The sequence below is a fragment of the Streptomyces sp. NPDC007856 genome (assembly GCF_042868225.1).
In the GTDB taxonomy this organism is placed as follows: Bacteria; Actinomycetota; Actinomycetes; order Streptomycetales; family Streptomycetaceae; genus Streptomyces.
This window is the reverse complement of record NZ_JBIAEC010000002.1, coordinates 416,899-442,161: the sequence shown is the minus strand read 5'-3', so window position 1 is coordinate 442,161 and position 25,263 is coordinate 416,899. Positions and strand designations below refer to the sequence as shown.

At 72.5% G+C, this 25,263-nt stretch carries 26 protein-coding genes and 1 pseudogene; 15 read left to right on the top strand and 12 right to left on the bottom strand.

What is annotated here, in order from left to right; all coding sequences use genetic code 11:
* Positions 1-8: 8 nt before the first annotated feature.
* Positions 9-323 (bottom strand): annotated as a pseudogene (locus ACFYOH_RS06445) (ABC transporter permease); the annotation flags it as partial.
* A 187-nt stretch (positions 324-510) separates the two neighbouring features.
* Here ACFYOH_RS06445 and ACFYOH_RS06440 point away from each other — a divergent pair.
* Positions 511-1,731 (top strand): D-alanyl-D-alanine carboxypeptidase family protein, encoded by a 1,221-nt coding sequence (locus ACFYOH_RS06440; protein ID WP_388621778.1) that lies wholly within the window; start codon positions 511-513, stop codon positions 1,729-1,731.
* A 221-nt stretch (positions 1,732-1,952) separates the two neighbouring features.
* Here ACFYOH_RS06440 and ACFYOH_RS06435 read toward each other — a convergent pair whose 3' ends face one another.
* Positions 1,953-2,711: an SDR family oxidoreductase gene (locus ACFYOH_RS06435; protein ID WP_388621777.1), complete on the bottom strand. Its 759-nt coding sequence runs from the start codon at positions 2,709-2,711 to the stop codon at positions 1,953-1,955.
* A gap of 97 nt (positions 2,712-2,808) precedes the next feature.
* A complete protein-coding gene (locus ACFYOH_RS06430; RefSeq protein WP_388622329.1) occupies positions 2,809-3,822 on the bottom strand; it encodes a Gfo/Idh/MocA family protein in 1,014 nt (337 codons plus the stop codon).
* Between the two features lie 104 nt (positions 3,823-3,926).
* Between ACFYOH_RS06430 and ACFYOH_RS06425 the strand changes: the two genes are divergently transcribed.
* The 5 genes from ACFYOH_RS06425 to ACFYOH_RS06405 all read left to right on the top strand — a co-directional run bounded on the left by ACFYOH_RS06425 (position 3,927) and on the right by ACFYOH_RS06405 (position 8,877).
* Entirely contained in the window at positions 3,927-5,231 is a 1,305-nt protein-coding gene (locus tag ACFYOH_RS06425; RefSeq protein WP_388621775.1) for a multidrug effflux MFS transporter, read from the top strand.
* Complete coding sequence (locus ACFYOH_RS06420; protein ID WP_388621773.1) at positions 5,171-6,352, top strand: serine hydrolase domain-containing protein; 1,182 nt, start codon at positions 5,171-5,173, stop codon at positions 6,350-6,352. The genes ACFYOH_RS06425 and ACFYOH_RS06420 overlap by 61 nt, the downstream gene beginning before the upstream one ends.
* Before the next feature lie 80 nt (positions 6,353-6,432).
* Positions 6,433-7,422 carry a small ribosomal subunit Rsm22 family protein gene (locus ACFYOH_RS06415; RefSeq protein ID WP_388621771.1) on the top strand — a complete coding sequence of 330 codons (990 nt, stop codon included), beginning with the start codon at positions 6,433-6,435 and terminating at the stop codon, positions 7,420-7,422.
* Between the two features lie 26 nt (positions 7,423-7,448).
* A complete protein-coding gene (locus tag ACFYOH_RS06410; RefSeq protein ID WP_388621769.1) occupies positions 7,449-8,093 on the top strand; it encodes a TetR/AcrR family transcriptional regulator in 645 nt (214 codons plus the stop codon).
* Positions 8,094-8,142: 49 nt separating this feature from the next.
* The gene (locus ACFYOH_RS06405) at positions 8,143-8,877 is read left to right on the top strand and encodes a bifunctional DNA primase/polymerase (protein WP_388621767.1); all 735 of its coding nucleotides are present in this window, start codon (positions 8,143-8,145) and stop codon (positions 8,875-8,877) included.
* Between the two features lie 29 nt (positions 8,878-8,906).
* On the opposite strand, the gene ACFYOH_RS06400 is transcribed toward ACFYOH_RS06405, so the two are convergent.
* Genes ACFYOH_RS06400 through efeO form a run of 4 tightly spaced genes read right to left on the bottom strand, consistent with a single transcriptional unit; the run spans position 8,907 to position 13,127 of the window.
* Positions 8,907-9,899 (bottom strand): hypothetical protein, encoded by a 993-nt coding sequence (locus tag ACFYOH_RS06400; protein WP_388621765.1) that lies wholly within the window; start codon positions 9,897-9,899, stop codon positions 8,907-8,909.
* Positions 9,859-10,731, bottom strand: a complete 873-nt coding sequence (efeU, locus tag ACFYOH_RS06395) for an iron uptake transporter permease EfeU (protein WP_388621763.1) — start codon at positions 10,729-10,731, stop codon at positions 9,859-9,861. The genes ACFYOH_RS06400 and efeU overlap by 41 nt, the downstream gene beginning before the upstream one ends.
* A gap of 3 nt (positions 10,732-10,734) precedes the next feature.
* Positions 10,735-11,988, bottom strand: coding sequence for an iron uptake transporter deferrochelatase/peroxidase subunit (gene efeB, locus ACFYOH_RS06390; RefSeq protein ID WP_388621761.1), 1,254 nt, complete (start codon positions 11,986-11,988; stop codon positions 10,735-10,737).
* Positions 11,985-13,127, bottom strand: coding sequence for an iron uptake system protein EfeO (gene efeO / locus ACFYOH_RS06385; RefSeq protein ID WP_388621760.1), 1,143 nt, complete (start codon positions 13,125-13,127; stop codon positions 11,985-11,987). Before efeO ends, efeB begins: the two co-directional genes overlap by 4 nt.
* A 177-nt stretch (positions 13,128-13,304) precedes the next feature.
* Between efeO and ACFYOH_RS06380 the strand changes: the two genes are divergently transcribed.
* Genes ACFYOH_RS06380 through ACFYOH_RS06365 form a run of 4 tightly spaced genes read left to right on the top strand, consistent with a single transcriptional unit; the run spans position 13,305 to position 15,354 of the window.
* Positions 13,305-13,565 carry a type II toxin-antitoxin system Phd/YefM family antitoxin gene (locus ACFYOH_RS06380; protein ID WP_388621758.1) on the top strand — a complete coding sequence of 87 codons (261 nt, stop codon included), beginning with the start codon at positions 13,305-13,307 and terminating at the stop codon, positions 13,563-13,565.
* Entirely contained in the window at positions 13,562-13,807 is a 246-nt protein-coding gene (locus ACFYOH_RS06375; protein ID WP_388621756.1) for a type II toxin-antitoxin system RelE/ParE family toxin, read from the top strand. The genes ACFYOH_RS06380 and ACFYOH_RS06375 overlap by 4 nt, the downstream gene beginning before the upstream one ends.
* A 28-nt stretch (positions 13,808-13,835) precedes the next feature.
* On the top strand, positions 13,836-14,717 hold the full coding sequence (locus ACFYOH_RS06370) for a hypothetical protein (protein ID WP_388621754.1): 882 nt from the start codon (positions 13,836-13,838) through the stop codon (positions 14,715-14,717).
* The gene (locus ACFYOH_RS06365) at positions 14,710-15,354 is read left to right on the top strand and encodes a PhzF family phenazine biosynthesis protein (protein ID WP_388621752.1); all 645 of its coding nucleotides are present in this window, start codon (positions 14,710-14,712) and stop codon (positions 15,352-15,354) included. The genes ACFYOH_RS06370 and ACFYOH_RS06365 overlap by 8 nt, the downstream gene beginning before the upstream one ends.
* Before the next feature lie 13 nt (positions 15,355-15,367).
* Here the strand turns inward: ACFYOH_RS06365 and ACFYOH_RS06360 are convergent, their stop codons facing one another.
* Positions 15,368-16,018, bottom strand: a complete 651-nt coding sequence (locus ACFYOH_RS06360) for a heme oxygenase (biliverdin-producing) (RefSeq protein WP_388621750.1) — start codon at positions 16,016-16,018, stop codon at positions 15,368-15,370.
* A 104-nt stretch (positions 16,019-16,122) separates the two neighbouring features.
* Positions 16,123-16,980, bottom strand: coding sequence for a type I methionyl aminopeptidase (gene map, locus ACFYOH_RS06355; RefSeq protein ID WP_388621748.1), 858 nt, complete (start codon positions 16,978-16,980; stop codon positions 16,123-16,125).
* Positions 16,981-17,037: 57 nt separating this feature from the next.
* On the opposite strand from map, the gene ACFYOH_RS06350 reads away from it, so the two are divergent.
* The gene (locus ACFYOH_RS06350; RefSeq protein ID WP_388621746.1) at positions 17,038-17,271 is read left to right on the top strand and encodes a hypothetical protein; all 234 of its coding nucleotides are present in this window, start codon (positions 17,038-17,040) and stop codon (positions 17,269-17,271) included.
* Here the strand turns inward: ACFYOH_RS06350 and ACFYOH_RS06345 are convergent, their stop codons facing one another.
* Positions 17,272-18,549 carry an MFS transporter gene (locus ACFYOH_RS06345; RefSeq protein WP_388621744.1) on the bottom strand — a complete coding sequence of 426 codons (1,278 nt, stop codon included), beginning with the start codon at positions 18,547-18,549 and terminating at the stop codon, positions 17,272-17,274.
* Between the two features lie 71 nt (positions 18,550-18,620).
* Positions 18,621-19,223: a hypothetical protein gene (locus ACFYOH_RS06340; RefSeq protein WP_388621742.1), complete on the bottom strand. Its 603-nt coding sequence runs from the start codon at positions 19,221-19,223 to the stop codon at positions 18,621-18,623.
* Positions 19,224-19,633: 410 nt separating this feature from the next.
* Here ACFYOH_RS06340 and npdG point away from each other — a divergent pair, with 410 nt between their 5' ends.
* Entirely contained in the window at positions 19,634-20,347 is a 714-nt protein-coding gene (npdG, locus tag ACFYOH_RS06335; RefSeq protein ID WP_388621740.1) for an NADPH-dependent F420 reductase, read from the top strand.
* Between the two features lie 4 nt (positions 20,348-20,351).
* Positions 20,352-20,594 (top strand): hypothetical protein, encoded by a 243-nt coding sequence (locus ACFYOH_RS06330; RefSeq protein ID WP_388621738.1) that lies wholly within the window; start codon positions 20,352-20,354, stop codon positions 20,592-20,594.
* Here the strand turns inward: ACFYOH_RS06330 and ACFYOH_RS06325 are convergent.
* Positions 20,584-21,384 (bottom strand): site-2 protease family protein, encoded by an 801-nt coding sequence (locus ACFYOH_RS06325; protein ID WP_388621736.1) that lies wholly within the window; start codon positions 21,382-21,384, stop codon positions 20,584-20,586. The two genes, ACFYOH_RS06330 and ACFYOH_RS06325, sit on opposite strands and share 11 nt — an antisense overlap.
* Before the next feature lie 107 nt (positions 21,385-21,491).
* Here ACFYOH_RS06325 and ACFYOH_RS06320 point away from each other — a divergent pair, with 107 nt between their 5' ends.
* Together ACFYOH_RS06320 and ACFYOH_RS06315 are read left to right on the top strand one after the other, a co-directional pair.
* Positions 21,492-21,968, top strand: a complete 477-nt coding sequence (locus tag ACFYOH_RS06320) for a DUF6578 domain-containing protein (protein ID WP_388621735.1) — start codon at positions 21,492-21,494, stop codon at positions 21,966-21,968.
* A gap of 14 nt (positions 21,969-21,982) precedes the next feature.
* The gene (locus ACFYOH_RS06315; protein ID WP_388622328.1) at positions 21,983-25,246 is read left to right on the top strand and encodes a BTAD domain-containing putative transcriptional regulator; all 3,264 of its coding nucleotides are present in this window, start codon (positions 21,983-21,985) and stop codon (positions 25,244-25,246) included.
* The last annotated feature ends 17 nt before the right edge of the window (positions 25,247-25,263 follow it).

Here is a 25,263-nt window from a genome sequence, read left to right as displayed (position 1 = left end):
ACTTCAGGCCTGCCCCCCTGTGTCATCACCCGGTCCGGGATCTGGCTGGTCTTGCTGCTCGACTTCGCGTCGAACTGGAATCTCGGCCCCTGCGAGCTGCCCGCCGTCGGCGCCGGCCGGGCCTTGGTGACGGTCATGTCGGTGCCGAGGCCGTACAGCGATTTCAGGACCTTGTCCTGTGCCTGCGTCATGCCGGCCGACACCGAGTTGACGGTGATGACCAGCGCGATACCGAGCGCCAGACCCATCGCGATGACCAGAGCGGCCTTCTTGCGGCGGCTCAGCTCGCGGTTGAGACAGATGCCAAACCTCCCGTTCCTCAAAGGTTCTTGGCGCCCGCTGTGGGCGCTGCCACAAACCAGGGAGGACCTTTGAACCGCCCTGGGCAAAAGGTGTGCAAGTGCTGAGAAATGCGGGTAACTCATCGCAATTTCATAAGGTGGCAAATTCCACGGCGATGGCGGGCCCGCGGTGCGGAATCCGCTGCTGGGCGCGGTGTACCGTCCCCGGGTGCGCGAATGTTCCCGGCTCAGCCGACGTGCCGTCCTCGGACTGACGGCCGCCGCCCTCCCTCTGTCCGCGACCACCCCCGCGTCCGCCGCGACGGTGATCGGCGGCGAGCAACTGGCCCTTACCGGCGTCCAGGTGCGCGGTGCCTCCGGGCTGCCGCAGAAGCTCACCGCCCGCTCCTGGCTGATCGCCGACTGCGCGAGCGGCGAGGTGCTCGCCGCGTTCAACGCGCACCGGCGGCTCCCGCCCGCGTCCACGCTGAAGATGCTGTTCGCGGACACCGTGCTGAAGAAGTTCGACCGCACCCAGCGGTACACCGTCAAGGACTCCGATGTCGCCGACGTCCCGTTCGGCTCCAGCCTGGTCGGCATCAAGCCCGGCATCACCTACACCGTCGAGCAGTTGTGGCAGGGCGTGTTCCTGCGCTCCGGCAACGACGCCGTGCACGTGCTCGCCCATATGAACGGCGGCATCGCCAGGACCGTCGCCGAGATGCAGGCGAAGGCCGCGGACCTGCAGGCCCTGGACACCCATGTGGTCAGCCCCGACGGCTTCGACCACCCGGGTCAGATCTCCTCGGCGTACGACCTCACGCTGTTCGCCCGCCACGGCCTGAAGAACGCCGACTTCCGCGGCTACTGCGGCACGCGGACCGCCGACTTCCCGGCGGGCGGCAAGAAGACCTTCCAGATCCAGAACACCGACCGCCTGCTGACCGGGGCGTGGGGCCTGAAGACGTACGACGGCCTGATCGGCGTCAAGAACGGCTACACCAGCCATGCCGGCAACACCTTCACCGGCGCGGCCACCCGGGGCGGGCGCACCCTGCTGGTCACCGTGATGCATCCGGCCACCGGCAGCAACGCCGTCTACGAGCAGACCGCCGCGCTGCTCGACTGGGGCTTCGACCGCGGGCGTTCGGCGCGGGCGGTGGGGACGCTGGTCGATCCGCTGAGCGAGGGCGGGGCGAAGGCGAGCCCGGAGCCCTCGGGGGAGGCGGCGGCCGGCGCGCCGGACTCGGGCTCCGGTGGCCCCTCCACCGGTCGGCTGGTGGAGGGCGCGGGAGGTACGGCGCTGCTGCTTGCGGCGGCGGGGGCGCTGGTGGTCAAGCGGCGGCGCAGGGCGGTCGCGGCGGCGGCGACGGCCGAGGCGGCGCAGAGGTCAGAGCGGGCCGAGGGAGCCGAGGGGGGCGCGGAGCCCGGCGGCCGGCACCGGCGCTGAACAGTGCGGCGGCCGTTCCACCGACCGGCGTGCACCTCGCGTCCCTTGGCGAGGTCCACCCCCAACTCCGGTCGGGTGGAACGGCCGCCGCCTTCCCCCCTCGGTGGTGGCTGTGGAACCGTCGCGCTTCAACTGTGAAGCTCTCGTGAAGGGAAGTTGAGCATATAGGCCCGACGGGCCGCAATACCGCGGATGTTCGAATTCCGGTTGTGGTAATGGGGTCAACCCCGCCCGATGTACGGCATCGCCGTCGCCAGCACCGTCGCGAACTGCACGTTCGCCTCCAGCGGCAGCTCGGCCATGTGCCGCACGGTCCGAGCCACGTCGGCCACGTCCATCACCGGCTCCGGGACCACCTCGCCGTTCGCCTGCAACGCACCGGTCCGCATCCGGGCCGTCATGTCGGTCGCCGCGTTGCCGATGTCGATCTGCCCGACGGCGATGCGGTGCGGCCGCCCGTCCAGCGACAGCGACTTGGTGAGGCCGGTCAGGGCGTGCTTGGTCGCGGTGTAGGCCACCGAGAGCGGGCGCGGCGTGTGGGCCGAGATGGAGCCGTTGTTGATGATCCGGCCGCCCTGCGGATCCTGCTCCTTCATCCGCCGGTAGGCCGCCTGGGCGCACAGGAACGCCCCGTTGAGGTTGGTGTCCACCACGTGCCGCCAGGCGTCGTACGACAGTTCCTCGACCGGCACCCCGCCCGGCCCGAACGTCCCCGCGTTGTTGAACAGCAGGTCCACCCGCCCGAACCGGTCCACCGTCGCCGCGAACAGCGCGTCCACGTCCTCGGGCCGCGACACGTCGGTGCGTACGGCGAGGGAGGCGCCCTCCGGCACCAGCGCCGCCGTCGCCTCCAGTGTCTCGGTGCGCCGGCCGGCCAGCGCCACCGACCAGCCGGCCCCCAGCAGTTCCAGGGCGACGGCCCGCCCGATGCCGGAGCCGGCGCCGGTCACCACCGCGATCTTCGATTGCCTGTCGGTCATGGCACCGCAGCGTAGGCGGCAAGTCCGTCATGCGGAATGCCATGTCCGCCATACGGTTATCCGGCGGCGACGGCCACCGCCGCTCCGGGATACCGGTTCACACCGTCACCGCTACCGCGTCTCCCGGATACCGCACCCCGATCCGCTCCCGCACCGCGTCCAGCGTCCGCATCACCGCCAGCGAACCCTCCAGCGGCACCAGCGGCGACTCCTTCTCGCCCGCCCGCAGCGCCCGCATGACCTCGATCGCCTCGTGCCGCAGGGTGGTGCGCGGCCCGTCGGCCGGGGCGGCGGCGAACTCCTCCGGATCGCGGCCGTCGCGGCGCAGCACGAACCGCTCCGGGTGGAAGAAGCCGGACGGCACATCGATCCGGCCGCGCGAACCGGTCACCGACGCCGTGCCGCCCGTACCGCCGACGATCGAGCAGTGCAGCGCGGCCATCGCCCCGCTCTCCCAGGACAGCACCGCGCCCGTCTGCAGATCGACGCCCTCCGGCGACAGCAGCGCGCTCCCCGCCACCGCGTCCGGCTCACCGAGCAGCAACTGTGCGAACGACACCGGGTACACGCCCAGGTCCAGCAGTGCCCCGCCGCCCAGCGCCGGATCCCGCAGCCGGTGCGCCGGCGGGAAGGGACCGGCAAGGCCGAAGTCGGCCTGCACGGTGCGCACTTCGCCGATCGCCCCGTCGTCCACCAGCGCCTTCAGCCGCCGGACCAGCGGGTTGCAGTACATCCACATCGCCTCCATCAGGAAGCGGTCGTGCTGCCGCGCCAGCGCGACGAGTTCCTCCGTCTCGCGCAGGTTCAGCGTGAACGGCTTCTCGCACAGCACGTTGCGGCCCGCCTCCAGGCACAGCCCGGCCGCCGCGCGGTGCGCCGAGTGCGGAGTGGCGACGTAGACGACATCGATGTCCGGGTCCGCCGCCAGCGACTCCCAGTCGCCGTAGGCCCGCGCCGCCCCGAACCGCTCCGCGAACGCCTCCGCCGACTCCCGGCGCCGCGAGGCCACCGCCGCGATCTCCGCATCCGCCAGATCCACCAGGTCCGCCGCGAACGCCGCCGCGATCCCGCCCGTCGCCAGGATCCCCCAGCGCACCTTCCGCTCCACCATCGCCCCACCCATCGGTCATGTGTGCCCTGGCAGTGTGTACGAGCTGAGAGCATAGGTGCCGGTCGCTCTCGTCGGGCGGCCGCTTCACCAGAGGGAGGGGACGGATGCGCGAGCCCGCGGCGGCATCGACACCTCAGGCACGGCCCACGTCCGTGCCCGCCCGGCCGTCCGCCGCCACCCGCCGCACCGGCCTGCTCGTCACGCTCGTCCTCGGCGGCCTCACCGCGACACCACCGCTCGCGATGGACATGTACCTCCCGGCCCTGCCGGAGGTCACCGGGTCCCTGCACGCACCCGCCGCCACCGTCCAGCTCACCCTCACCGCCTGCCTGCTGGGCATGGCCCTCGGGCAGCTGGTCGTCGGCCCGATGAGCGACCGCTGGGGCCGCCGCCGCCCGCTGCTCGCCGGTCTCGCCGTCTACCTCCTCGCCACCGCCCTGTGCGCCCTCGCCCCCGACGCCGAGACGCTGGTCGCCCTCCGGCTGGCCCAGGGCCTCGCGGGCGCCGCCGGCATCGTGATCGCCCGGGCCGTCGTACGCGACCTGTACGACGGTGACGCCATGGCCCGCTTCTTCTCCACCCTGATGCTGATCTCCGGGGTCGCGCCGATCGTGGCGCCGCTGATCGGCGGGCAGATCCTGCGGGTGACCGACTGGCGGGGCGTGTTCGTCGTCCTGACGATGGTCGGCGTCGCGCTGGCCGTGCTCGTCCGGCTGCGGCTGCCGGAGACCCTGCCGCCGGAGGAACGGCACGACGGGGGAGTGGGGGCGGCCCTGCGCGCGATGCGCGGCCTGCTCGCCGACCCGCCCTTCACCGGCTACATGCTGACCGGCGGCTTCGCCTTCGCCGCGCTGTTCGCGTACATATCCGCCTCCCCCTACGTCATCCAGGAGATCTACGGCGCCTCCCCGCAGACCTTCAGCCTGCTCTTCGGCCTCAACTCGGTCGGCCTGGTGATCGCCGGGCAGGTCAACGGCAAGCTACTGGTCGGCCGGGTCGCCCTGGAGAAGGTGCTGGCCTGCGGCCTCGCGGTGATCGTGCTCGCCGCGGCCGCCCTGCTGCTGATGTCCACCGGCGCCCTCGGTGAGGTCGGTCTGCCGCCGGTCGCCGCCGCGCTCTTCGTCCTCATGTCCGCCATGGGCATCACCCTCCCCAACGCCCAGTCGCTCGCCCTGCTGCGCACCCGGCACGCCGCGGGCTCCGCCTCCGCCCTGCTCGGCACCTCCTCCTTCCTCGTCGGAGCGGTCGCCTCACCGCTCGTCGGCGTCGCCGGAGAGCACACCGCCGTACCCATGGCGGTGGTCCAACTGGTGGGAGCACTGGTCGCGGCGGCCTGCTTCATGGGAATGTGCCGTCCCTGGAGCACACGTGGGAACACACGTGCGGGGTCGGAGGGAGACGAGAACTGAGCGCACCGAGACTGCGCGCCGACACACCGGAACGGGCCGGGCTCGATCCCGCCGAACTCGGGCACCTGGTCGGCGAGGTGCACGCACTCACCGCCGGAGACCGCCCCTGGGCGGCCGGCGCCGTCGTGCTGGCCGCCCGCGGACCCGTGATCGCCGTGGCCGAGGCCGCGGGCTGGGCCGTCCGCTACTCCGGCTACGACCCCGAGACCGACAACGGTGTCGAACTGCCGCCCGCCGCCCGCGTCCCGGCCACCGTCGACACGCCCTTCGACCTGGCCTCCCTCACCAAGCTGTTCACCTCCGTCGCCGCCGTGCAGCAGATCGAGCGCGGCACCCTCGGCATGGACGCCCGGGTCGGCGACTACCTGCCCGACTTCCACGCCGCCGCCGCGCACGGCATCACCGTGCGGCAACTGCTCACCCACACCTCCGGGCTGCGCCCCGAGCTGCCGCTGTACGACTGCCCCGACGACGCCAGCCGGCTGGCCCTGCTGCGCGCCGAGGCCCCGACGGGTGAGCCGGGGCGCCATCTGTACTCGGACCTGAACATGCTCGTCCTCCAGTCCGTGCTGGAGCGCATCACCGGGCGTAGCCTCGACGTCCTCGTCCAGGACGGCATCACCCGGCCGCTCGGCATGACGGCGACCGGCTTCGGACCCTGCCCCGGCGCGGCCGCCACCGAGGACCAGCGGCGGCCCTGGGCCAAGGCGGACCGGGGGATGCTGCGGGGCGTGGTGCACGACGAGAACGCCTGGGCGCTGGGCGGCGTGGCCGGGCACGCCGGGCTCTTCTCCACCGCCCGCGACCTGGCCGTCTTCTGCCGCGCCCTGCTCGCCGGCGGCTCCTACGGCCCCGCCCGCATCCTCGGCCCCGACTTCGTCGAGCTCCTGCTCACCCCGCCGGGGCTGGGCTTCGCCGTCGACCAGCCGTGGTTCATGGGCGAACTCGCGGGCAGCGGGGCGGCCGGGCACACGGGTTTCACGGGTACGTCGCTCGTCCTCGACCCGAGGACGGACACGTTCCTGATCCTGCTGGCCAACACGGTGCATCCGCGGCGCAGGCCTGCGGACAGCGGGCCGAGGGCGAGACTTGCGACACGGCTGGCGAGGGCGGTGATCTGAGTCCGGCCCTCCGGCCGACGGTCGGGGGTCTGGGGGCGGAGCAGGCCCGGCCCCACACCGCCCAGCCATACAATCGGCAGGTGAACGACACCCTCCGTAGCACCCTCGCGGAGCTTCTCGACGGACTCCCGCCCACCCAGGCCGCCGGAGCGGTGGAACGGCTGATCGCCCACTACCGGGGCGACACCCCCACCCACGCCCCGATCCTCCGCGACCGCGCCGACGTGGCCGCCTACGCCGCCTACCGCATGCCCGCCACCTTCGAAGCGGTCCACTCGTCGCTGGAGGCGTTCGCACGGGCCGTCCCCGACTGGACACCCGGCAGCCATGTCGACGTGGGCGGCGGCACCGGCGCGGCGACCTGGGCCGTCACCGCGACCTGGCCCGGCGAGCGCAGCGTCACCGTGCTGGACTGGGCCGAGCCCGCCCTCGCCCTCGGCCGGGAGATCGCCGCCGCCAACCCGGCCCTGCGCGGCGCCCGCTGGCAGCGCGCCCGGATCGGCGCCGACCTCACCTTGGACGACACCGACCTCGTCACGGTGTCGTACGTCCTCAACGAACTCTCCGCGCCCGACCGCGCCGCCCTCGTCGACGCCGCCGCGACCGCCGCGCAGGCCGTGGTGATCGTGGAGGCCGGCACCCCGGCCGGCTACGCCCGCGTCATCGAGGCCCGCGACCGTCTGATCCGCGCCGGACTGCACGTCGTCGCCCCCTGCCCGCACAGCGCCGCCTGCCCCATAGAGCCCGGCCGGGACTGGTGCCACTTCTCCGCCCGGGTCGCCCGCTCCTCGCTGCACCGCCAGGTCAAGGGCGGCACCCTGCCGTACGAGGACGAGAAGTTCTCGTACGTCGCCGCCACCCGCCTGCCCGCCGCGCCGGCTCCCTCCCGGGTGATCCGGCGACCGCAGATCCGCAAGGGCCAGGTGCTCCTGGACCTGTGCGAGGCCGGCGAACGGCTGGCCCGTACGACGGTCACCAAACGCCACGGCCCCCTGTACAAGGCCGCCCGGGACGCCGAGTGGGGAGACCGGTGGCCGCCGGAGGACTCCCCGCGGGAGCCGTCCGCGTAGCCGCCGCGGCTTGTTAGCGTCGCCCCATGGTCAACAAGCCGGCCCCCGACGCCACCCGCCGCAGCGAGAAGTCCCGCAGAGCGATCTACGCCGCCGCCCTCGCCCTGGTCGGCGAGTTCGGGTACCCGAGGACCACCGTCGAGGGGATCGCCGCGCGGGCCGGGGTGGGCAAGCAGACGATCTACCGCTGGTGGTCCTCCAAGGCGGACGTCCTGCTGGAGGCGTTCCTCGACCTCTCCACGCAGGCGGCCCAGGACGCGGGACAGGTGCCGTACACCATCCCGGACACCGGCGACCTCGCCGCCGACCTCAAGGCGGGGCTGCGGATCACGGTGGACCAGTTGCTCGACCCGCGCTTCGCGGTACCGGCCCGCGCCCTGGCCGCCGAGGGCCTGGTCAACGAGCCGCTCGGCCGCCAGGTCGTCGCGGGACTCCTCGAACCCCAGCTCCAGCTGTACGTCGACCGGCTGCGCGCCGCGCAGGACGCCGGGGCGGTACGGGCCGACGTCGATCCACGCATCGCACTGGAACTGTTCGTCTCGCCGCTCGCGCAACGCTGGCTGCAACGGACCGGGCCGATCTCCTACGACTACACGGACACGCTGGTCGACTACGCGCTGCACGGAATCGGGACCCCAGACACCCCCAAGCGCACGAAGATGGGACGATAAGGCACACTGTCCGCACACCAGCGAGGCGACGACCAGACTGAGGGGATAGATGAGCGCGACGTTCGGCGGCCGGTCCGGCCGGCAGGGCAAACTCTCCCAGTGGCTGCGCGGACGCCGCCCGAAGGAGGCCGCCGACGACGGGGGCCGTGAGGCCCTGCTGCTGGCCGCCGCCGCCGCGGGCCTGCCGCTCGCCCCCGCCGCGCACCCCGCCCCCGGCTACCGCTGTTCCTGCGACCGCGTCGGCTGTCCCACCCCGGCCCGGCACCCGGTGTCGTTCGCCTGGCAGACGCAGTCCACCACCGATCGCGCGCAGATCGAGCGCTGGTCCCGGCACCAGCCGCAGGCCAACTTCATCACCGCGACCGGAATGGTCCACGACGTCCTCGACGTCCCCTTGGCAGCCGGGCGGGAGGCCCTGGAGCGGCTGCTCGCCTCCGGCGTCGAGGTGGGTCCCGTCGCCGAGAGCGACGACGGCCGCATGCTGTTCTTCACCCTCACCCGCGGCACCCCCGAGGACGAGGACGAGTGGTGGCCGTGCGAGCTGGACTGCCACCCGGAGACCATGGACGAGCACCCGGGGCTGCGCTGGCACTGCCGGGGGTCGTACGTCCTGGTGCCGCCCGCTCGGCTGCCCGGTGACGATCAGCAGGTGCGGTGGGCGCGCGGGCCGGAGCATGCGCTGCCCGATCCCCTGAGCCTGTTGGAAGCGCTCACCGATGCGTGTGCGCGGTTCGCTGCCGCGGGCGCCGGCCATCAGGGTGCGGCCTGGCCACTGCGGCACTAGGCGCCGACCGGGGTGCCGGGCGGGGCACTCTACTCGCCCTGCGCCGAGGTGAGACCCGGCACCCGCCCCAGCACCGACACCTTGCCGCTGCCCGCCGGGTCCAGGGCCACCTCCGCCGACATGAACTCCAGCGTCAGGGACTGTTTCACCTCGCCCTTGGTCAGGGCCTGGACGTCCTTGCTCTGAGGGGGCACCGTCGTGCCGGTGGCGGCGGTCTGCTTCTCGTAGTGGTGGGTGGTGAAGAACACCAGCGCCCCGCCGTCCGCCGTGCGCAGCGCCACCGGTGCGTAGCCGCCGTTCGTCAGCGGCGCGTCGATGAACTGGGTGACCAGGCCCGGCTTGCGGGCCCGCTTGGCCCGGTCGGCGCGCTCGACGCTGGTGTACCTGCCGGCGGCGAAGGCCTGGCCGCCCTTCTTCAGGTACGTCGTGTACTCCTGGCTCAGCTTGCCGGGCGCGACGGCGAGTTGAGCGGACCCGGCCGGCACCGCCTCGGCCCAGCCGTCCTGGTCCGTCTTGAACTGCGGTACGGCGGCGGGCGCCACGAGGGTGATGTACGCCACCCGCCAGCGCTGGCCCAGGTCGCCCCGGGTGAACACCATCAGCCAGCGCGCCGTGCCGGTCTTGTTGCCCTGGGCGTCGGCGACGAACCAGCGCGGCCAGCCCGTCTTCTTGGGGATCGTGATCTTCACGTCCGACAGCTTCAGCGGCACGTGGTTCGGGTTGCCCGAGGGGCTGTTGGCGTGCCCGGCCTTCAGCCGCGCGGCGGTGATGTCGCCGAACGGGCCGGTGAGGTAGGGCGCGTCCAGGGAGTTGTCGTAGGCCTTGTCGGCGTTGTTGTACGCGGCCGTGAACGCGGTGAGCGCCTTGGCGGCCTCGGCGCGGGTGGCGGCGGGGAGCACCTCGCGCTCCCCGTGCACCACCACGCATCCGCTCGCCGTCAGCGACAAAGCGGTCAGCGAGGCCGCTATGAGTGCGTTCCGGTCACGCCTGCGGAGCCTGCGCGGGCTGCGATCCCTGCTCATCCGGTCCCTTCACCTTCCCCTTTCCGGAGGCGAACCCTACCGGGGCCAGGAAGATCGCGAGTGTCGGGATCAGGTACAGCAGCCACACCGTGACCTGGAGGACGGTCGGGTCGGGCTGGAAGTTGAACACGCCCTTCAGCAAGGTGCCGTACCAGCTGTCCGGCGGGATGGTGTCGCCGATGTCGAAGGCCAGGCTGGTCAGGCCGGGCAGCCAGTTCGCCTCCTGCAGGTCGTGGAAGCCGTAGGCGAGGACGCCCGCCGCGACCACGACCAGCATGCCGCCGGTCCAGGTGAAGAACTTCGCCAGGTTGATCCTCAGGGCGCCCCGGTAGAACAGCCAGCCGAGGAGTACGGCCGTGGCGAGGCCCAGCGCCACGCCGATCAGCGGGCGCGGGGTGCCGTCGGACGCCGCGTGCACCGAGGCCCATACGAACAGCGCGGTCTCCAGGCCCTCCCGGCCGACGGCCAGGAAGGCGGTGGCGACCAGCGCGCCGGTGCCCATGGCGAGGGCCGCGTCCAGCCTGCCGTGCAGCTCCGACCTCAGGTGCCGGGCGGTGCGCCGCATCCAGAACACCATCCACGTCACCAGGCCGACGGCGATGACGGAGAGGGAGCCGCCGAGTGCCTCCTGCGCCTCGAACGTCAGCTCCTGGGAGCCGAATTCGAGGGCGCAGCCGAAGCCCATCGCGATGGCGATCGCGATGCCGATGCCGATCCAGATCGGCCTGATGGCCTCCCGGCGGCCGGTCTTGACGAGGTAGGCGATCAGGATGCAGACGACGAGCGACGCCTCCAGACCCTCGCGCAGGCCGATCAGGTAGTTGGAGAACACGGGCTACGCCTCCTCGGCAAACAGCGTGCGGCCCCACCAGTCGCCGGAGTCCCGGACGCCGGGCGGTATCGCGAAGACCGCCGAACCCACGTGCTGGATGTACTCGCCCAGAGCGTCGTGCGACGACAGCTTGCGCTGCAACGGGATGAAGCCCTTGCGCACGTCCCGCTGATAGGCAAGGAAGAACAGGCCGGCGTCGAGACGGCCGAGGCCGTCGGTGCCGTCGGTGAAGGAGTAGCCCCGGCGCAGGATGGTGATCCCGCCGTTGGCGTCCGGGTGCGCGAGCCGTACGTGCGCGGTCGGCTTCATCGCCTTCAGGAACGGCGCGTCGTGCTCCTCGGCCTTGCCGACCGGGGCGCCCTCGCGCTTGTCCCGGCCGAACACGTCCTCCTGCTCCCGCAGTGAAGTCCGGTCCCATGTCTCGATGTTCATGCGGATGCGCCGGGCGACGAGATACGACCCACCGGTCATCCAGGCCGGGCCGTCGCCGTCCCCGACCCACACGTGCTTGCTCAGCCGGTCCGTCTCCGTGCCCGCGATGTTGCGGGTGCCGTCCTTGAACCCGAAGAGGTTGCGCGGGGTCTGCGCGTCCGGGGTGGTCGAGGAGGTCTTGCCGAAGCCGAGCTGGGACCAGCGCACGGCGACCTTGCCGAAGCCGATGCGGGCGAGGTTGCGGATGGCGTGCACGGCGACCTGCGGATCGTCGGCGCAGGCCTGGATGCATAGGTCGCCGCCGGTGCGGGCCTTCTCCAGGTTGTCGCCGGGGAACCCGGGCAGGTCGGCCAGGGCCCCGGGCCGCCGGTCGGTCAGCTGGAACCTGTCGAACAGCGACGGCCCGAATCCGATGGTCAGCGTCAGCCGGGACGGCTTCAGCCCCATCGCCTCGCCGGTGTCGTCCGGCGGGGCCTCGGCGAGCCCGTCGAAGGCGCCCTCGCCGACGGGCTTTCCGGCGGTCATCCGCCGGGCCGCCGTCGTCCAGTCCTTCAGCATCCGGACGAACTCCTCGCGGTCGTCGGTCTTCACGTCGAACGCGGCGAAGTGCAGCCGGTCCTGCACCGGGGTGGCGATGCCCGCCTGGTGGGCGCCGTGGAACTCCACCGGGCCGCCTGCCTCGGCGGCCGCCGGGTCCATGTCGTTGCCGGCCTCGGCCATCGCCACGGCCCCGCCGGCCGCGGCGGCGCCGAGCGCGAGCCCGGCACCGCCCCAGCCGATCAGCGCGCGGCGCGACGGACCGCTGCCGTCGGTCTGCTCGGTCATGGCTGCTTCACCACCGCGGCGGCGAGCTTGGACAGCGGCTCGGCGAGCGCGTTCACCGCGTCCGACAGCTCCTTGCGCTGGTCCTTGGTGACCTCGTCGTAGGAGACGAAGTCGTACGACGCCTTGTCCGTGCGGTACTTGTCGAGCAGCGCGTTCAGTGCGGTGAACTGTTTGTCCAGTTCTCCGGTCAGCGCCGGGTCGTTCTCGGCGGCGACCGGCTTCAGCAGTCCGTAGGCCTTCTGGGCGCCCTCGACGTTGCCCTTGAAGTCGACCAGGTCGGTGTGCGCGTAGCGGTCCTCCTCGCCGGTGACCTTGCCGGTGGCGACCTCGTCCAGCAGTTCCTTGGCGCCGTTGGCCATGGAGGTCGGGGTGATCTCGGCCTTGCCGACCCGCTGCTGCCAGTCCTTCAGGTCGGTCACCAGCTGGCCGGCGAGCGCCTTCTCCTCCGCGCCGATCTTCTTGTCCTGCCAGAGGGCCTTCTCCAGCCGGTGCCAGCCGGTCCACTTCTGGCCGTCCTCCAGGCCGTCCTCGCGGACGTCGACCTTCGGGTCGATGTCCCCGAAGGACTCGGCGACCGGCTCGGTGCGTTCCCAGCCGAGGCGGGAGAGGCCGTAGGCCCGCTTCGCGGCGTCCAGGTCGCCGGCCCTGACCGCCCGGGCGAAGGCCTCGGCCTTCGGCAGCGTCTCGTCGGCCTGGTCCTGGGCGTACTGCCGGTACGCGGCGACGGCTGCATCCAGCTTGGGGTCCCGCTCGGCGGTCGTACCGCCATCGGTGACGGTGAGCTTCTGCCGGACGCCGTGGCCCTTCATGCCGGGGCGGCAGGCGATCTCGTACGATCCCGCCTTCACCTCGGCGGTCAGCGTGTACCTGGTGCCCGGCCCGATGTTCTCCTTCTCGGAGACGATCCGGTCGTCCGGGAAAAGGATCTCGATTTCGGTGGCCTTGGCGCCCTTGTTCTCGATCTTCAGCGTGACCTGGCCGGCCGGGACCGACTTCGCCGAGGTGTCGCACGTGGAGTCGGCGGCGGTGACCTGGATGGCGTCGCCGTCCTCGGCGTCGCTCTTCGCGGTGCAGGCCGAGAGGGCGGTCAGGGCGGCCACCGTGGTGGCGGCGGTGACGGTCAGTCGGGCGGCTCGCATGCGGGCTCCTGGCGCATCTGGTTTGGTGAGGCTGCCCTAACTTACCTGAGTCTTACCCGGCTCATACCCTTCGGGGTGGTGATCCAGGTCTCAAGAGCGTTCATGCGGCCGAGAGCGCCGCTGTGTGCGAAAGGCGTTCGATGGGTGGGAGGTGCACACTTCTGTAAGGTGGTGTGCATGACGGAGTTGACCTACTCGATCGTCGAAGCCCGTGCCCGCCTGGGTGCCATCGCGCGCACGGTCAGCGCCACCCGCGAACCGGTGGCCATCACCGACCACGGGCAGACCGTCGCGATACTGATGAGCCCCGCCGACGCCTTGGAGCTGGAGGAGTTGCGGGCGCTCGCGGCCTATCGTGCGCGCCAGGCCCGGGCCGAGGATGCCGGTGTCCCGCACGACGAGGCCTATCGGCGCGTGTTCGGCGAGGGTGAGGCGTGAGGTTCGAGGTCATCTGGGAGCCCGAGGCCCTCGTCCAGGCAGAGCGCTTCGCCAAGGACGACCCGCATGGGGTGCGGCAGGTGTTCAGCGCTGTCGACCGCCTCGGCGACAACCCGCGACCCGATGGCGCGTTCGGCGGCGCGGACCTGCTGCGCATCCACGTCGGCGCCTACCGCGTGATGTACGAGGTCAGCGACCGGCAGATCCGCGTGTCCGTGATCCACCTCGCGCGCGTGCGCTGACAGCGCCGACGGTGGGAGGGTGGCCGGCATGGGGAGCGCGCGCAGGGAGCTGTTGGGAGCCGGTGGCCTGGTGCTGGATGTGCGGCAGCGTCCGGGACCGCCGCCGCTCCGCTTTGAAGCGGCCGACGGCGGCAGAATGCTGCTGCGGCAGGGCGGGCGCGTCGTACTGCTGGGCCGGGTCGAGGAGTGGAACCAGGGGGTGCATCTGCACCGGTACGAGAACTACCGCCCACCCCTGCCGCCGATTCGCTCAGCGGCGATGCGAGGTTCCGTCAACTGGGTGCACATGTATGCGCGGTGGATGGAGGAGGCGGAGGAAGGCCCCCTGCACGACTCGCGCTGGCACCTGAGGGCGCGCGACGAGTTCCCGCCGTACGTCTGGCATGCGGAGGACTTCGTCCGGGACTGGCCCGCCTGCCATCTCGACTGGTCCGGTATGAGCTGGCACGGTGTCGTACCCCTGCGCCCGCTCTCGCCGCCGGACGCCGGGCGGGTGAAGGCCTACCGCAAGCACGCCCGTGACGGCACCCTGGCGCCGGTTCTGCTGTGGTGGGTCACCGCCCTCGACGGCTGGCTGCTCCTGGACGGGCACGACCGGGCCGTCGCGGCGCTCGCGGAGGGGCGGACGCCGCCCTGCGTGGTGCTGACCCGTCTGCCGGACGACGAGGACTGGCGTCGCACCGCCGAGGAAGTGGCCGACTGGCACGAGACGAGGCTGGCGCGGCTCGCCGCCCGCCCCGCCACCCGCGGCGTCGAGCGGCAGCGGGAGACCATGCTGCGGACGTACGCCGGCACCCTTTCCTCGCTGCCCTACGAGCCGGCCCGCACCTACTCCTGGCCCCTGCCCGGCGGCGCCCCCGCCTGGGACGCGCTCGCGGTTGCCGTGATGTTTCAATTCCCCCGTGACTGACTACGACGTACTCCGCGTCTTCTGCGGACCGAACGGTGGCTACGGCAACGAGCTCGGCGTCGTCCGCGACGGCTCGGTGCTGCCCGAGCGGAGCGACCGGCAGGAGCTGGCGGCCAAACTCGGCTTCAGCGAGACCGTGTTCGTGGACGACCCCGAGCGCGGCGTGATCGACATCTACACGCCCACTCTGCGGCTGCCCTTCGCCGGTCACCCCTGCGTCGGCACCGCCTGGCTGCTCGACGTGCCCGAACTGGTCACGCCCGCCGGGATCGTCGGCGCCCGGCTGGACGGCGAGTTCAGCTGGATCGAGGCGCGCGCGGAGTGGGCGCCGCCGCGCACCCTGCGCCAGTACGGCAGCGCCGCCGAGGTCGACGCCCTGGACGTACCGCCGCCGGGGGAGTGGATCTACGCCTGGGCCTGGGAGGACGAGGCGGCCGGCCGGATCCGCGCCCGCGCCTTCCCCGGCCGGAACGACGGCATCGACGAGGACGAGGCCACCGGCGCCGCCGCCCTCCTCCTCACCGACCGGCTGGGCCGCGCCCTGAACATCACCCAGGGCAAGGGCTCCCAGATCCTGACCGCGCCCCAGCCGGAGGGGTGGGTGGAGGTCGGGGGCCGGGTGTTCCTGGAGCGTTAGCCGCCCCCGAACGCTAGGCGCTCAGCGGGAACTCGTCCCCGAGCGCCCGGAACACCGCCGTGTTCAGGGCGAAAGCCCGCTGGCACTCCCCGACCACCCGCTGCTTCTCCAACTCGTCCACGTCCACGGCGTCCAGCAGCTCACGGTAACTCCGCTTGAACGCGGCCGGGTTGGAGACGGCCTCGAAGACGTAGAAGCGGACGCCGTCGCCCTTCTTCGCGAAGCCCCAGGTCTTCTCCGCCCGGTCGCGGATGATCTGGCCGCCGGACAGGTCGCCCAGATACCGGGTGTAGTGGTGGGCGACATAGCCGCCGGGCCAGCGCTCGGCGCACGCGCGGACCCGGGCCGCGTACTCCCGCGTGGCGGGCAGGGCGCTCAGGGTCGCCCGCCACTCCGGCCCCCGCAGATGCGCCAGGTCCCGCTCCAGCGCCGCCAGCCGGAACAGCTCGGGCCGGACGAACGGCCCCGCCACCGGGTCCGCCGCCAGCCGTCCGGCGCCGCTCTCCAGCGCCTCGTACACGAACCACAGCTGCTCGGTGTAGCGCGCGTAGGCGCTCACGCCCAGCCGGCCGCCCAGCAGGTCGCTCATGAACGACGATGTCTCCGCCTCCACGTGCGCCTCATGGGACGCGGTGCGGATGAGGGTCGAGAAGGAGGAGTCCATCAGGCCGTCCCATCTTGCCGACATCCTGTCGGTAAAAGAGTACAAGAGAAAGCCCGCCCTCGCAGAGGGCGGGCCGTGCGGTCGTGGCAGAGGCGAGCGCGGCGCTACGGCAAGGTGAGAATGTCCGCGCCGGTCTCCGTCACCACCAGCGTGTGCTCGAACTGGGCCGTCCGCCTGCGGTCCTTCGTCACGACCGTCCAGCCGTCGTCCCACATGTCGTACTCATGGGTGCCCAGCGTCAGCATCGGCTCGATCGTGAACGTCATGCCCGGCTGCATCACCGTCGTCGCGTGCGGGCTGTCGTAGTGCGGGATGATCAGCCCGGAGTGGAAGGACGTGCTGATGCCGTGGCCGGTGAAGTCACGGACGACTCCGTAGCCGAAACGCTTGGCGTAGGACTCGATGACCCGGCCGATGACATTGATCTGCCGGCCCGGCCGGACCGCCTTGATCGCGCGGTTCAGGGACTCCCGGGTCCGCTCAACCAGCAGCCGGGACTCCTCGTCCACGTCCCCGACCAGGTAGGTGGCGTTGTTGTCGCCGTGCACCCCGCCGATGTACGCCGTCACGTCCAGGTTGACGATGTCCCCGTCCCTGAGGACCGTCGAGTCCGGGATGCCGTGGCAGATGACCTCGTTGACCGACGTGCACAGGGACTTCGGGAAGCCGCGGTAGCCGAGCGTGGACGGGTAGGCGCCGTGGTCGCACATGTACTCGTGGGCGACCTTGTCCAGCTGGTCCGTGGTGACCCCCGGCGCGATGATCTTCGCGGCCTCCTCCATCGCCTGCGCGGCGATACGGCCGGCGGTCCGCATCGCCTCGATGGTCTCCGGGCTCTGCACCTCCGGGCCGGTGTACGGCGCCGGCGCGGGCTTGCCGACGTACTCGGGGCGGCGGATGTTTCCGGGGACCGAGCGGGTGGGGGACAGCTCCCCCGGTACGAGCAGCGACTGGCCAGACATGCGGCGAGTCTATCGAGCGGAGTTGGGGGATCATGTCGTTGGCGAGAGGAGCTGTCCATGCCCCTGTTCAAGAAGCGCACCGTCGGCAAGCCGGGCGAGTGGTTCTACTGCCTGGAGCACAAGAAGGTCGAGGAGGGCCCGGAGTGCCCGGGCAAGGACCGCTTCGGGCCGTACGCCTCCCCGGAGGAGGCCCGGCACGCGATGGAGACCGCCGCCGAGCGCAACCTCCAGTGGGAGAACGACCCGCGATGGCACGACGCGCCGGCCGGCGGGAGCAGCGACGAGGAGTGATCACGCCTGAGTGGGTACGGCGGCGGCACGGCGCTCGCGCATCCGTACCGCGTGCTCGTTGGTGCGGGCGTCGTACGTCATGAGTCCCGGCAGGCACAGCGCGAGCAGTCCCATCACGCCCGCGCACGCCAGCCCGCCGGAGACGACGGAGGTCCGCACGCCCGCCCAGGCGGCCAGGCCGCCCGCCCGGACCTGGCCGAGCTGCGGGCCGACCGAGTAGGACAGCAGTTCGATCCCGGCGAGCCGGCCGCGCAGCTCGTCCGGGATCGTCTGGTTCCACATGGCCGACCGGAAGATCCCGCTGACCATGTCGAAGCCACCGCCGACGGTCAGGAAGAGCAGGACCAGCCACACGTTCCCGCACAGGCCGGCCGCCGCGACCGCGAGACCCCAGCCGGCCGCCGACAGCACCACCATCAGACCGTGCCGGTGGATCCTCGACGCCCAGCCGCTGGTCAGACTCACCAGCATCGCGCCGGCCGGCACGGCGGCGTACATCAGGCCGAGCGCCCAGTCGGCGTGCAGCTCGTCGGCGAGGAACGGCAGCACCGCGAGCGGCATGGCCAGGAACATCGCCGCGAGGTCGACGACGTAGGTGCCGAGGAGCTCCTTGCGGCTCCAGGCGTACCGGGCGCCTTCCAGGATCGCCTGCAGAGAGGGCTTCGAGGCCTCGTGGGAGGCGGGGGAGGGGGTGATCCGGACGATGTACGCCAGCGAGACGACGAAGGTCAGCAGGTCGGCGCCGTACGCCCAGCCGAGGCCCGCGTAGGCGACGACCACGCCCGCGAGTGCCGGTCCCGCGACTCCGCCGACGGTCCAGCGCAGGGAGTTCAGCGAGGCCGCGGCGGGCATGTCGGCGTGGGCGACGATCCGGGGCCACAGGGAGTCGAGGGCCGGGCGCTGGACGGAGACCAGGGCGGAGGAGAGGGCGGCGACGGCGTACAGCGGCCAGACCGCCGGGTGCGGGAGCAGCGCGTTGACCAGCAGGGCTGCGCTGAGCAGGCCCTGCCCGGCCTCCGTCCACACGATGAGCTTCCGCTTGTCGAGCGCGTCGGCGAGGGCACCGCCGTAGAGTCCGCAGATGATGAGCGGCAGCAGCTCTACGGCCCCGATCGCGCCCACCGCTGCGGTCGACTCCGTCAGGTCCTTCAGCTGGACCGGCAGCGCGACGAAGGTCAGGAAGCTGCCGAAGTTGCTGATCAGGCCCGACTTCCTGAGGCGGCGGAAGTCCGCGGAGGCCTTCCAGGGTGAGAGGTCGGGGAGGAGGGCGCGGGTCACTGAGGCATGTTCTGCGGGCCGGGATCACCGGGCAACTGTTTTTCCCCGACGGCACGGCCGGCCGAGCAAGGTCACCAGGGGGCAGGTGGCGGGGCCGTCAGGATCTCCGCCAGCCTCGACAGACGGTCCCGGAAGCTCCGCCGAACCCTCGGAGAGGCCCCGCCCCCGTTCTCGCCGGCCGCCGCGCTGACCAGGTGCTGGACGGTGTCCAGGTCCAGCTCCGCCCCCTCTGGTACGGACAGGGAGTCATGGGCCAGCGCCGCGAGGTCGCCGGCGCAAGGCCCGAGGGCCAGCACGGTCACCCCGGCCCGGCGGGCGTCGTGCACCCGCTCAAGGAGCGGCGCGGGCTCCGAGGGAGCCACGACCAGCAGGGTCTCACCCCGCCGCGCCGCTTCGATCCGGCCGGGCCCCACGGCCAGATGGGCCGGGTCGCAGGGGCGCGCGTGATGTCGTACCAGGGTCGGCGCCAGCTCGGGCGTCCCCGACCACGCGGCCTCGTCCACCAGATGCGCCGCCAGATGCCACGGCTCGTACTCCGGCGTGCCCACCAGCAGCAGCCCGCCCCCGTGCGCCACCACCGACCCGCGCAGCACCCCCGCGAATCTCCGGGTGGCCTTCAGCCACTCGGTCCCGGCGAGCACTTCCCGCAGCAGCGCGACCCGTACGGCGTCCATGCGCCCGCATCCTGCCGCAACCGGTCACTCTTGACGCGGAGTTCACCCCGAACTCGCCCAACTATCCAGGCGCCGGGTTCACTCCTTGGGGTGGTGGGTTTGGAACATGTGGTGGGACGTCGCACGGATGTGTACGTTCGGTAATCGTGAAGCTGGTGGTGCAGGTCAAGCTCATACCGGATGCCGGGACACCTTCCGCTGTCGTCGGTGCGGCCTCGCTGGGCCGGCCGATGTCGTCGCCGGGGTCAGGGGCAGTCGGGGGCCTAAACGGAGCTCTGCCGGACCGAGCCAACACGCTCGGCCCCTGACGGCCGAGTAGTTGACCGCCTACGAGACCATCACCTTCCGCCGGGTGCCCGTGGGCGCCTCACTTGAGCGTGCCGCAAGCGCCACGGACGTAGGCTCGCCCCATGACCTCTACCGACAGTGCACAGACCCCGGCCAAGGCCCCCGCCAAGGACCCCTGGGACCTGCCCGACGTCTCCGGCCAGGTCGTCGGCGTGCTCGGCGGCACCGGGCCGCAGGGCAAGGGCCTCGCCTACCGGCTCGCCCGGGCCGGCCAGAAGGTGATCATCGGCTCCCGGTCCGCCGACCGCGCCCAGGCCGCCGCCCAGGAGTGCGGCCACGGCGTAGAGGGCGCCGACAACGCCGAGGCCGCGCGCCGCAGCGACATCGTGATCGTCGCCGTACCGTGGGACGGCCACGGCGACACGCTGAAGGCACTGCGCGACGAACTGGCCGGCAAGCTCGTCGTGGACTGCGTCAACCCGCTCGGCTTCGACAAGAAGGGCGCCTACGCGCTCAGGCCCGAGGAGGGCAGCGCCGCCGAGCAGGCCGCCGCCCTGCTGCCGGATTCCCGGGTCGCCGCCGCCTTCCACCACCTGTCCGCCGTGCTGCTCCAGGACCCGGAGATCGAGCAGATCGACACCGATGTGATGGTGCTGGGCGAGGAGCGGGCCGACGTCGAGATCGTGCAGGCCCTCGCCGGGCGCATCCCCGGCATGCGCGGCGTCTTCGCCGGGCGGCTGCGCAACGCCCACCAGGTCGAGTCGCTGGTCGCGAACCTGATCTCCGTCAACCGCCGCTACAAGGCACACGCCGGGCTCCGCGTCACCGACGTCTGAGCGGATGGGGGACACTGTTCGTCGTAGCAGTGTCCCCCGCAAGGAGCCGACCCCCATGCCCCGCATCGCCCTCTACGCCCTCGTCGTCTGCGTGCTCGCGGTGGCCGCCGCCGTCGTCTCGTTCGTCCAGGGCAGCTGGCTGGGGATCGTCTGGGTGCTGCTGGCGGGCCTGACGTCCAACATGACCTGGTACTACGTCAAGCGCGACCGGGCCGGCGCCGCGCAGGGCAAGTCCGTCACGGGCTGACCTGGCAGATCTCGGGCGTGCCCTGCCAGAAGCGGTACAGCTCCTGGCCGCAGTAGCGCGGGAAGTCGCCCACGCCCAGATGACGCAGGATGGCGTCGATCAGGTCGAAGAACACCGTGTTGACCGACGGCACCCACAGCAGCGCGAACACGAACAGCAGGCCGAACTGCGCGAACGGCTCCACCTGCCGCTTCACCCTGTACGACAGCCAGGGCTCGATGACGCCGTAGCCGTCCAGGCCCGGCACCGGCAGGAAGTTCAGGATCGCCGCCGTCACCTGGAGCAGGGCCAGGAACGCCAGCGCGTACTGAAAGCCGGCGGGCACGCCGTCCAGCGCGTGCAGCCAGAAAGGTGCCGTGCACACCGCCGCGAACAGCGCGTTCGTCAGCGGGCCCGCCGCCGAGATCAGGCTGTGCCGCCAGCGGCCCCGGATCCGGCCGCGCTCGATGAACACCGCGCCGCCGGGCAGACCGATACCGCCCATGATCACGAAGAGCACCGGGAGCACGATGCTCAGCAGCGCGTGCGTGTACTTCAGCGGGTTCAGGGTCAGATAGCCCTTCGCGCCGATCGTGATGTCGCCGCTGTGCAGGGCCGTGCGCGCGTGCGCGTACTCGTGCAGGCACAGGGAGACGATCCAGGCGGCCGTCACGAACAGGAACACCGCGATGCCCGGCTGTGCCGCATACCCCGTCCAGGTGGCCCAGCCCGTCACCGCCGTCACGGCCAGGATCCCGACGAACACGGGACTGACCCGGCGGTCGCCGCGGCGAGTGGTGGCGGTGGTCATCGGCGGGCTCCTGTGCGGTGGGGACGGTGCGGAGTGCGACCGTACCGGCCGCGCCCACGCGGGGGAAACGTCTCGCACTCGCCGTCCGGTTCCTGGACCCTGGGGGGATGCCACGGATGAGGGTGTTCTACGACGACTGGCAGATGGAGTGCTGCGGCGCCCCGTTCGCGGTGGGCGACGAGGTGTCCTGGAAGCTGGTCGCCTACGACGCCGAAGCCGTCCGGGAGGGCCGTGGGTACGGCGCCGAGGCGTGGGTGGAGAACCACGGCGGTCCTGACCGGCCGACCACCGGCAGGGTCCACGCCGTCGACCTGGTCCGCGAGGAGTACCGCTTCCGCCTGCCCGATCCGGAGCCCGAACCCGTGGAGCCGCCGCGGGGAGTCGTGCTCCGGAGCACGGGACGCGGCCTCGAACCGGTGCCCGGCACTCTCACGCTGGAGTCCTCCGACAGCTGTCCGAGGTGGTTCGAGGAGGTGGACCGCGGCACGGTGGACGGCCTCGGGAGGGTGCGCCGCACCCGGGGCGCTCTCGTCACCCTGGACGTCCCCGATGGCACGCCGCCGCAACCCGGTGACCATCGGTGACCGCACCGGCGACAATGGACCCCGTGCGCTTTTCGCTGCTCGGCACCACCCAGGTACTCCGCCCCGACGGCACGGCCGTCCCGGTCGGCGGGGCGCGGCTGCGTGCCCTGCTGGGCGTGCTCGCGCTCCGGCCGGGGCGAACCGTGCCCGTGGGCGTGCTGGTCGACGAGGTCTGGGGCGCGGACCCGCCCGCCGACGCCGCCGGGGCCCTCCAGGCGCTGGTCGGCCGGCTGCGCCGTACCCTCGGCGCGGACGCCGTCGCCTCCGCCGAGGGCGGCTACCGGCTCACCGCCGCGCCCGACGACGTCGACCTCACCCGCTTCGAGCGGCTGACCGGCGACGGCCTTCGGGCCCTCGCCGACGGCGACCCGGCCAAGGCCGCCACCGTCCTGGACGACGCGCTCGGCCTGTGGCGCGGCCCCGCGCTCGCCGACCTGCCCGACCACCACGCCGAGGCGGCCCGCTGGGAGACCCGCCGGCTGGACGCGCTGCGCGCCCGGCACACCGCCGCCCTCGCCCTCGGCCACGCCGAGCAGGTGCTGCCCGAGCTGACCGCCCTGTGCGACGACCATCCGCTGGACGAGCCGCTCCAGGCGCTGCGGCTGCGCGCCCTGCGCGACGCCGGCCGCCCGGCCCAGGCGCTCGCCGCCTACGAGGACGTACGACGGCTGCTCGCGGACCGGCTCGGCTCCGGCCCAGGCCCCGAACTGCGCGCCCTGCACGCCGAGCTGCTGGCCGCCGAGGAACCCCCGGCGCCGCGGCCCGGGCCGGCGGCCGTGGGCAATCTGCCCGCCCGGCTCACCTCCTTCGTCGGCCGGGAGACCGACATCGAGGCCATCGGCGCCGATCTGGCCGCCGCCCGCCTGGTCACCCTGCTCGGTCCGGGCGGCGCAGGGAAGACCCGGCTGTCCCAGGAGGCCGCCGAGGCGGTACGGCACACCGTCCGGGACGGGGTGTGGCTGGCCGAACTCGCTCCCGTGGACGACCCCGAGGCCGTACCGCAGGCCGTGCTCACCGCCATCGGTGCCCGTGACACCGTGCTGCACGGCGCCGGCGCCGAGAGCATCCGCGCGGTCACCGACCGGCACGACGACCCCCTCGAACGGATCGTGGAGCACTGCGCCCGGCGCCGGATGCTGATCGTCCTGGACAACTGCGAGCATGTGATCGAGGCCGCCGCCCACCTCACCGAGCGGCTGCTGGCCCGCTGCCCCCAGCTGACCGTCCTCGCCACCAGCCGAGAACCCCTCGGCGTGCCGGGGGAGCTGGTGCGCCCGGTGGAGCCGCTTCCGGAGCCGGTCGCGCTGCGGCTGCTCGCCGACCGGGGCGCGGCGGCCCGGCCCGGATTCCGCGTCCAGGACGACCCCGGGGCCTGTGCGGAGATCTGCCGGCGGCTCGACGGACTCCCGCTCGCGATCGAGCTGGCGGCGGCCCGGCTGCGGATGCTGAGCCCACGCCAGATAGCGGACCGCCTCGACGACCGGTTCCGGCTGCTCACCTCCGGCAGCCGCACCGTCCTGCCCCGCCAGCAGACCCTGCGGGCCGTCGTGGACTGGTCCTGGGAGCTGCTGGACGCGGACGAGCGGGACGTCCTCGCCCGGCTGTCGGTCTTCGCGGGCGGCTGCGACCTGGCCGCCGCCGAGGCCGTGTGCGGGCCCGTCGCGCTGGACGCGCTCGGCTCCCTGGTCGACAAGTCCCTGGTGGTGGCCGCCCCTTCGCCCGACGCCGGGATGCGCTACCGGCTCCTGGAGACCGTCGCCGAGTACGCCGGCGAACGGCTCGACGAGACCGGGCACCGCAGCGAGGCCGAGCGCGCCCATCTGACGTACTACCGCGAACTCGCCCGCACCACCGACCTGTTGCTGCGCGGCCCCGAGCAGCGCACCGCCATCGACCGGTTCCAGCTGGAGTACGAGAACCTGCGCACCGCGCTGCGGCACGCCGTCGCCGCGGGGGACGAGCAGGAGGCGCTGTGCCTGGTGCTGTCCCTGGTGGTCTTCTGGCAGATGCGGGACCAGCGCATCGAGACCCGCGCCTGGTGCGAGGAGGTCATGGCGCTCGGCCCCGAGCCCTTCGCCGCACCCGTACGGCCGGCCCTGCCGCTGTGGCAGCGCTGCACCGACGCCCCGCCCCCGTACACCGGCGAGGTCCTCGCCGAGGCCCGGCGCGGTGTCCACCTCGCCCACCTCGCCTGCATGGACCACGACCTGGAGTCGTGGCAGACGCCCGAGGCACAGGCCAAGCTGCGCGCCATCGCGGAGGCCTACGAGCCCGGCCTGCCGCAGACCTGCCGGGTGCCCGGCCTGCTCTGGTTCTTCGCCGTCATGCTGACCGGCGGCGCCGAGCAGATGTGGGCCGCCATCGACGCCTGCGTCCAGACCTGCCGCGACACCCCCGGGTTCGAGTGGGACCTGGCCAATACCCTGCAGCTGCGCGCCAACCTCCTCGCCAACCGCGCCGAATGGGCCGGCAACGCCACCCGCGACGCCGAGGAATCGCTGGAGATCTTCCGCCGCCTCGGGGACGTCTGGGGCCTCGCCGAGGCGTTGTCCGCCCGCGGCGAGGCCCACGAACGCCAGGGCGCCTACCGTGAGGCCGCCGCCGACTACCGGGCGGCCATCGGACACGCCGAACGCCTGGGCGCCCGCGGCCAGGTGGCCATTCTCCACGCCCGCCTCGGCAGCGTCCTCATGGAGACGGGTGACCTCGAGCGGGGCGAGCAACTGCTCCGGGACGTCGTCGCGAGCCAGGAGGGCTCCCACAACGAGGCGATGCCCGCCGCCCGGCTGTTCCTCGCCTGCTGGCTCGGCCTGACGGGCCGTACCGCCGAGGCCCGGGAGCAACTGCGGCTGCTGCGCGAGGAGTTCAAGATCGCGCACTTCGTCGTCTTCGACTCCATGATCCTCTGCCAGGAGGCCTGGCTGGACGCTCTCGACGGCCAAGCCGAGGCCGCTCTGGACCGGTCCCGGCGGGCCATGCGCCTCGCCCGCGACCCGCTGACCCAGACCATCGCCCCGCACCTGCACTGCGTGTGCCTCACCGCCGCGGCGATGGCCCTCGCGGCCCTGGACGGCGGCAACCGCGCCGCCGACGCCGCCCGCTGCCTGGGCGCCGCCCACGCCCTGCTGCCGGCCGGCCACATCCTCTCCGGCGTCGAGCTGCGGTGCCGCGACCTGACCGAGGCCCGGATCCGTCAGATCCTGGACGAACCCGACTACCGGGCCGCGTACGCCGAGGGCGGTGGCCTCTCCCTCGCGGAGGCCACCGCCCTGGTCTGACGCACGGCGCGGGCCGG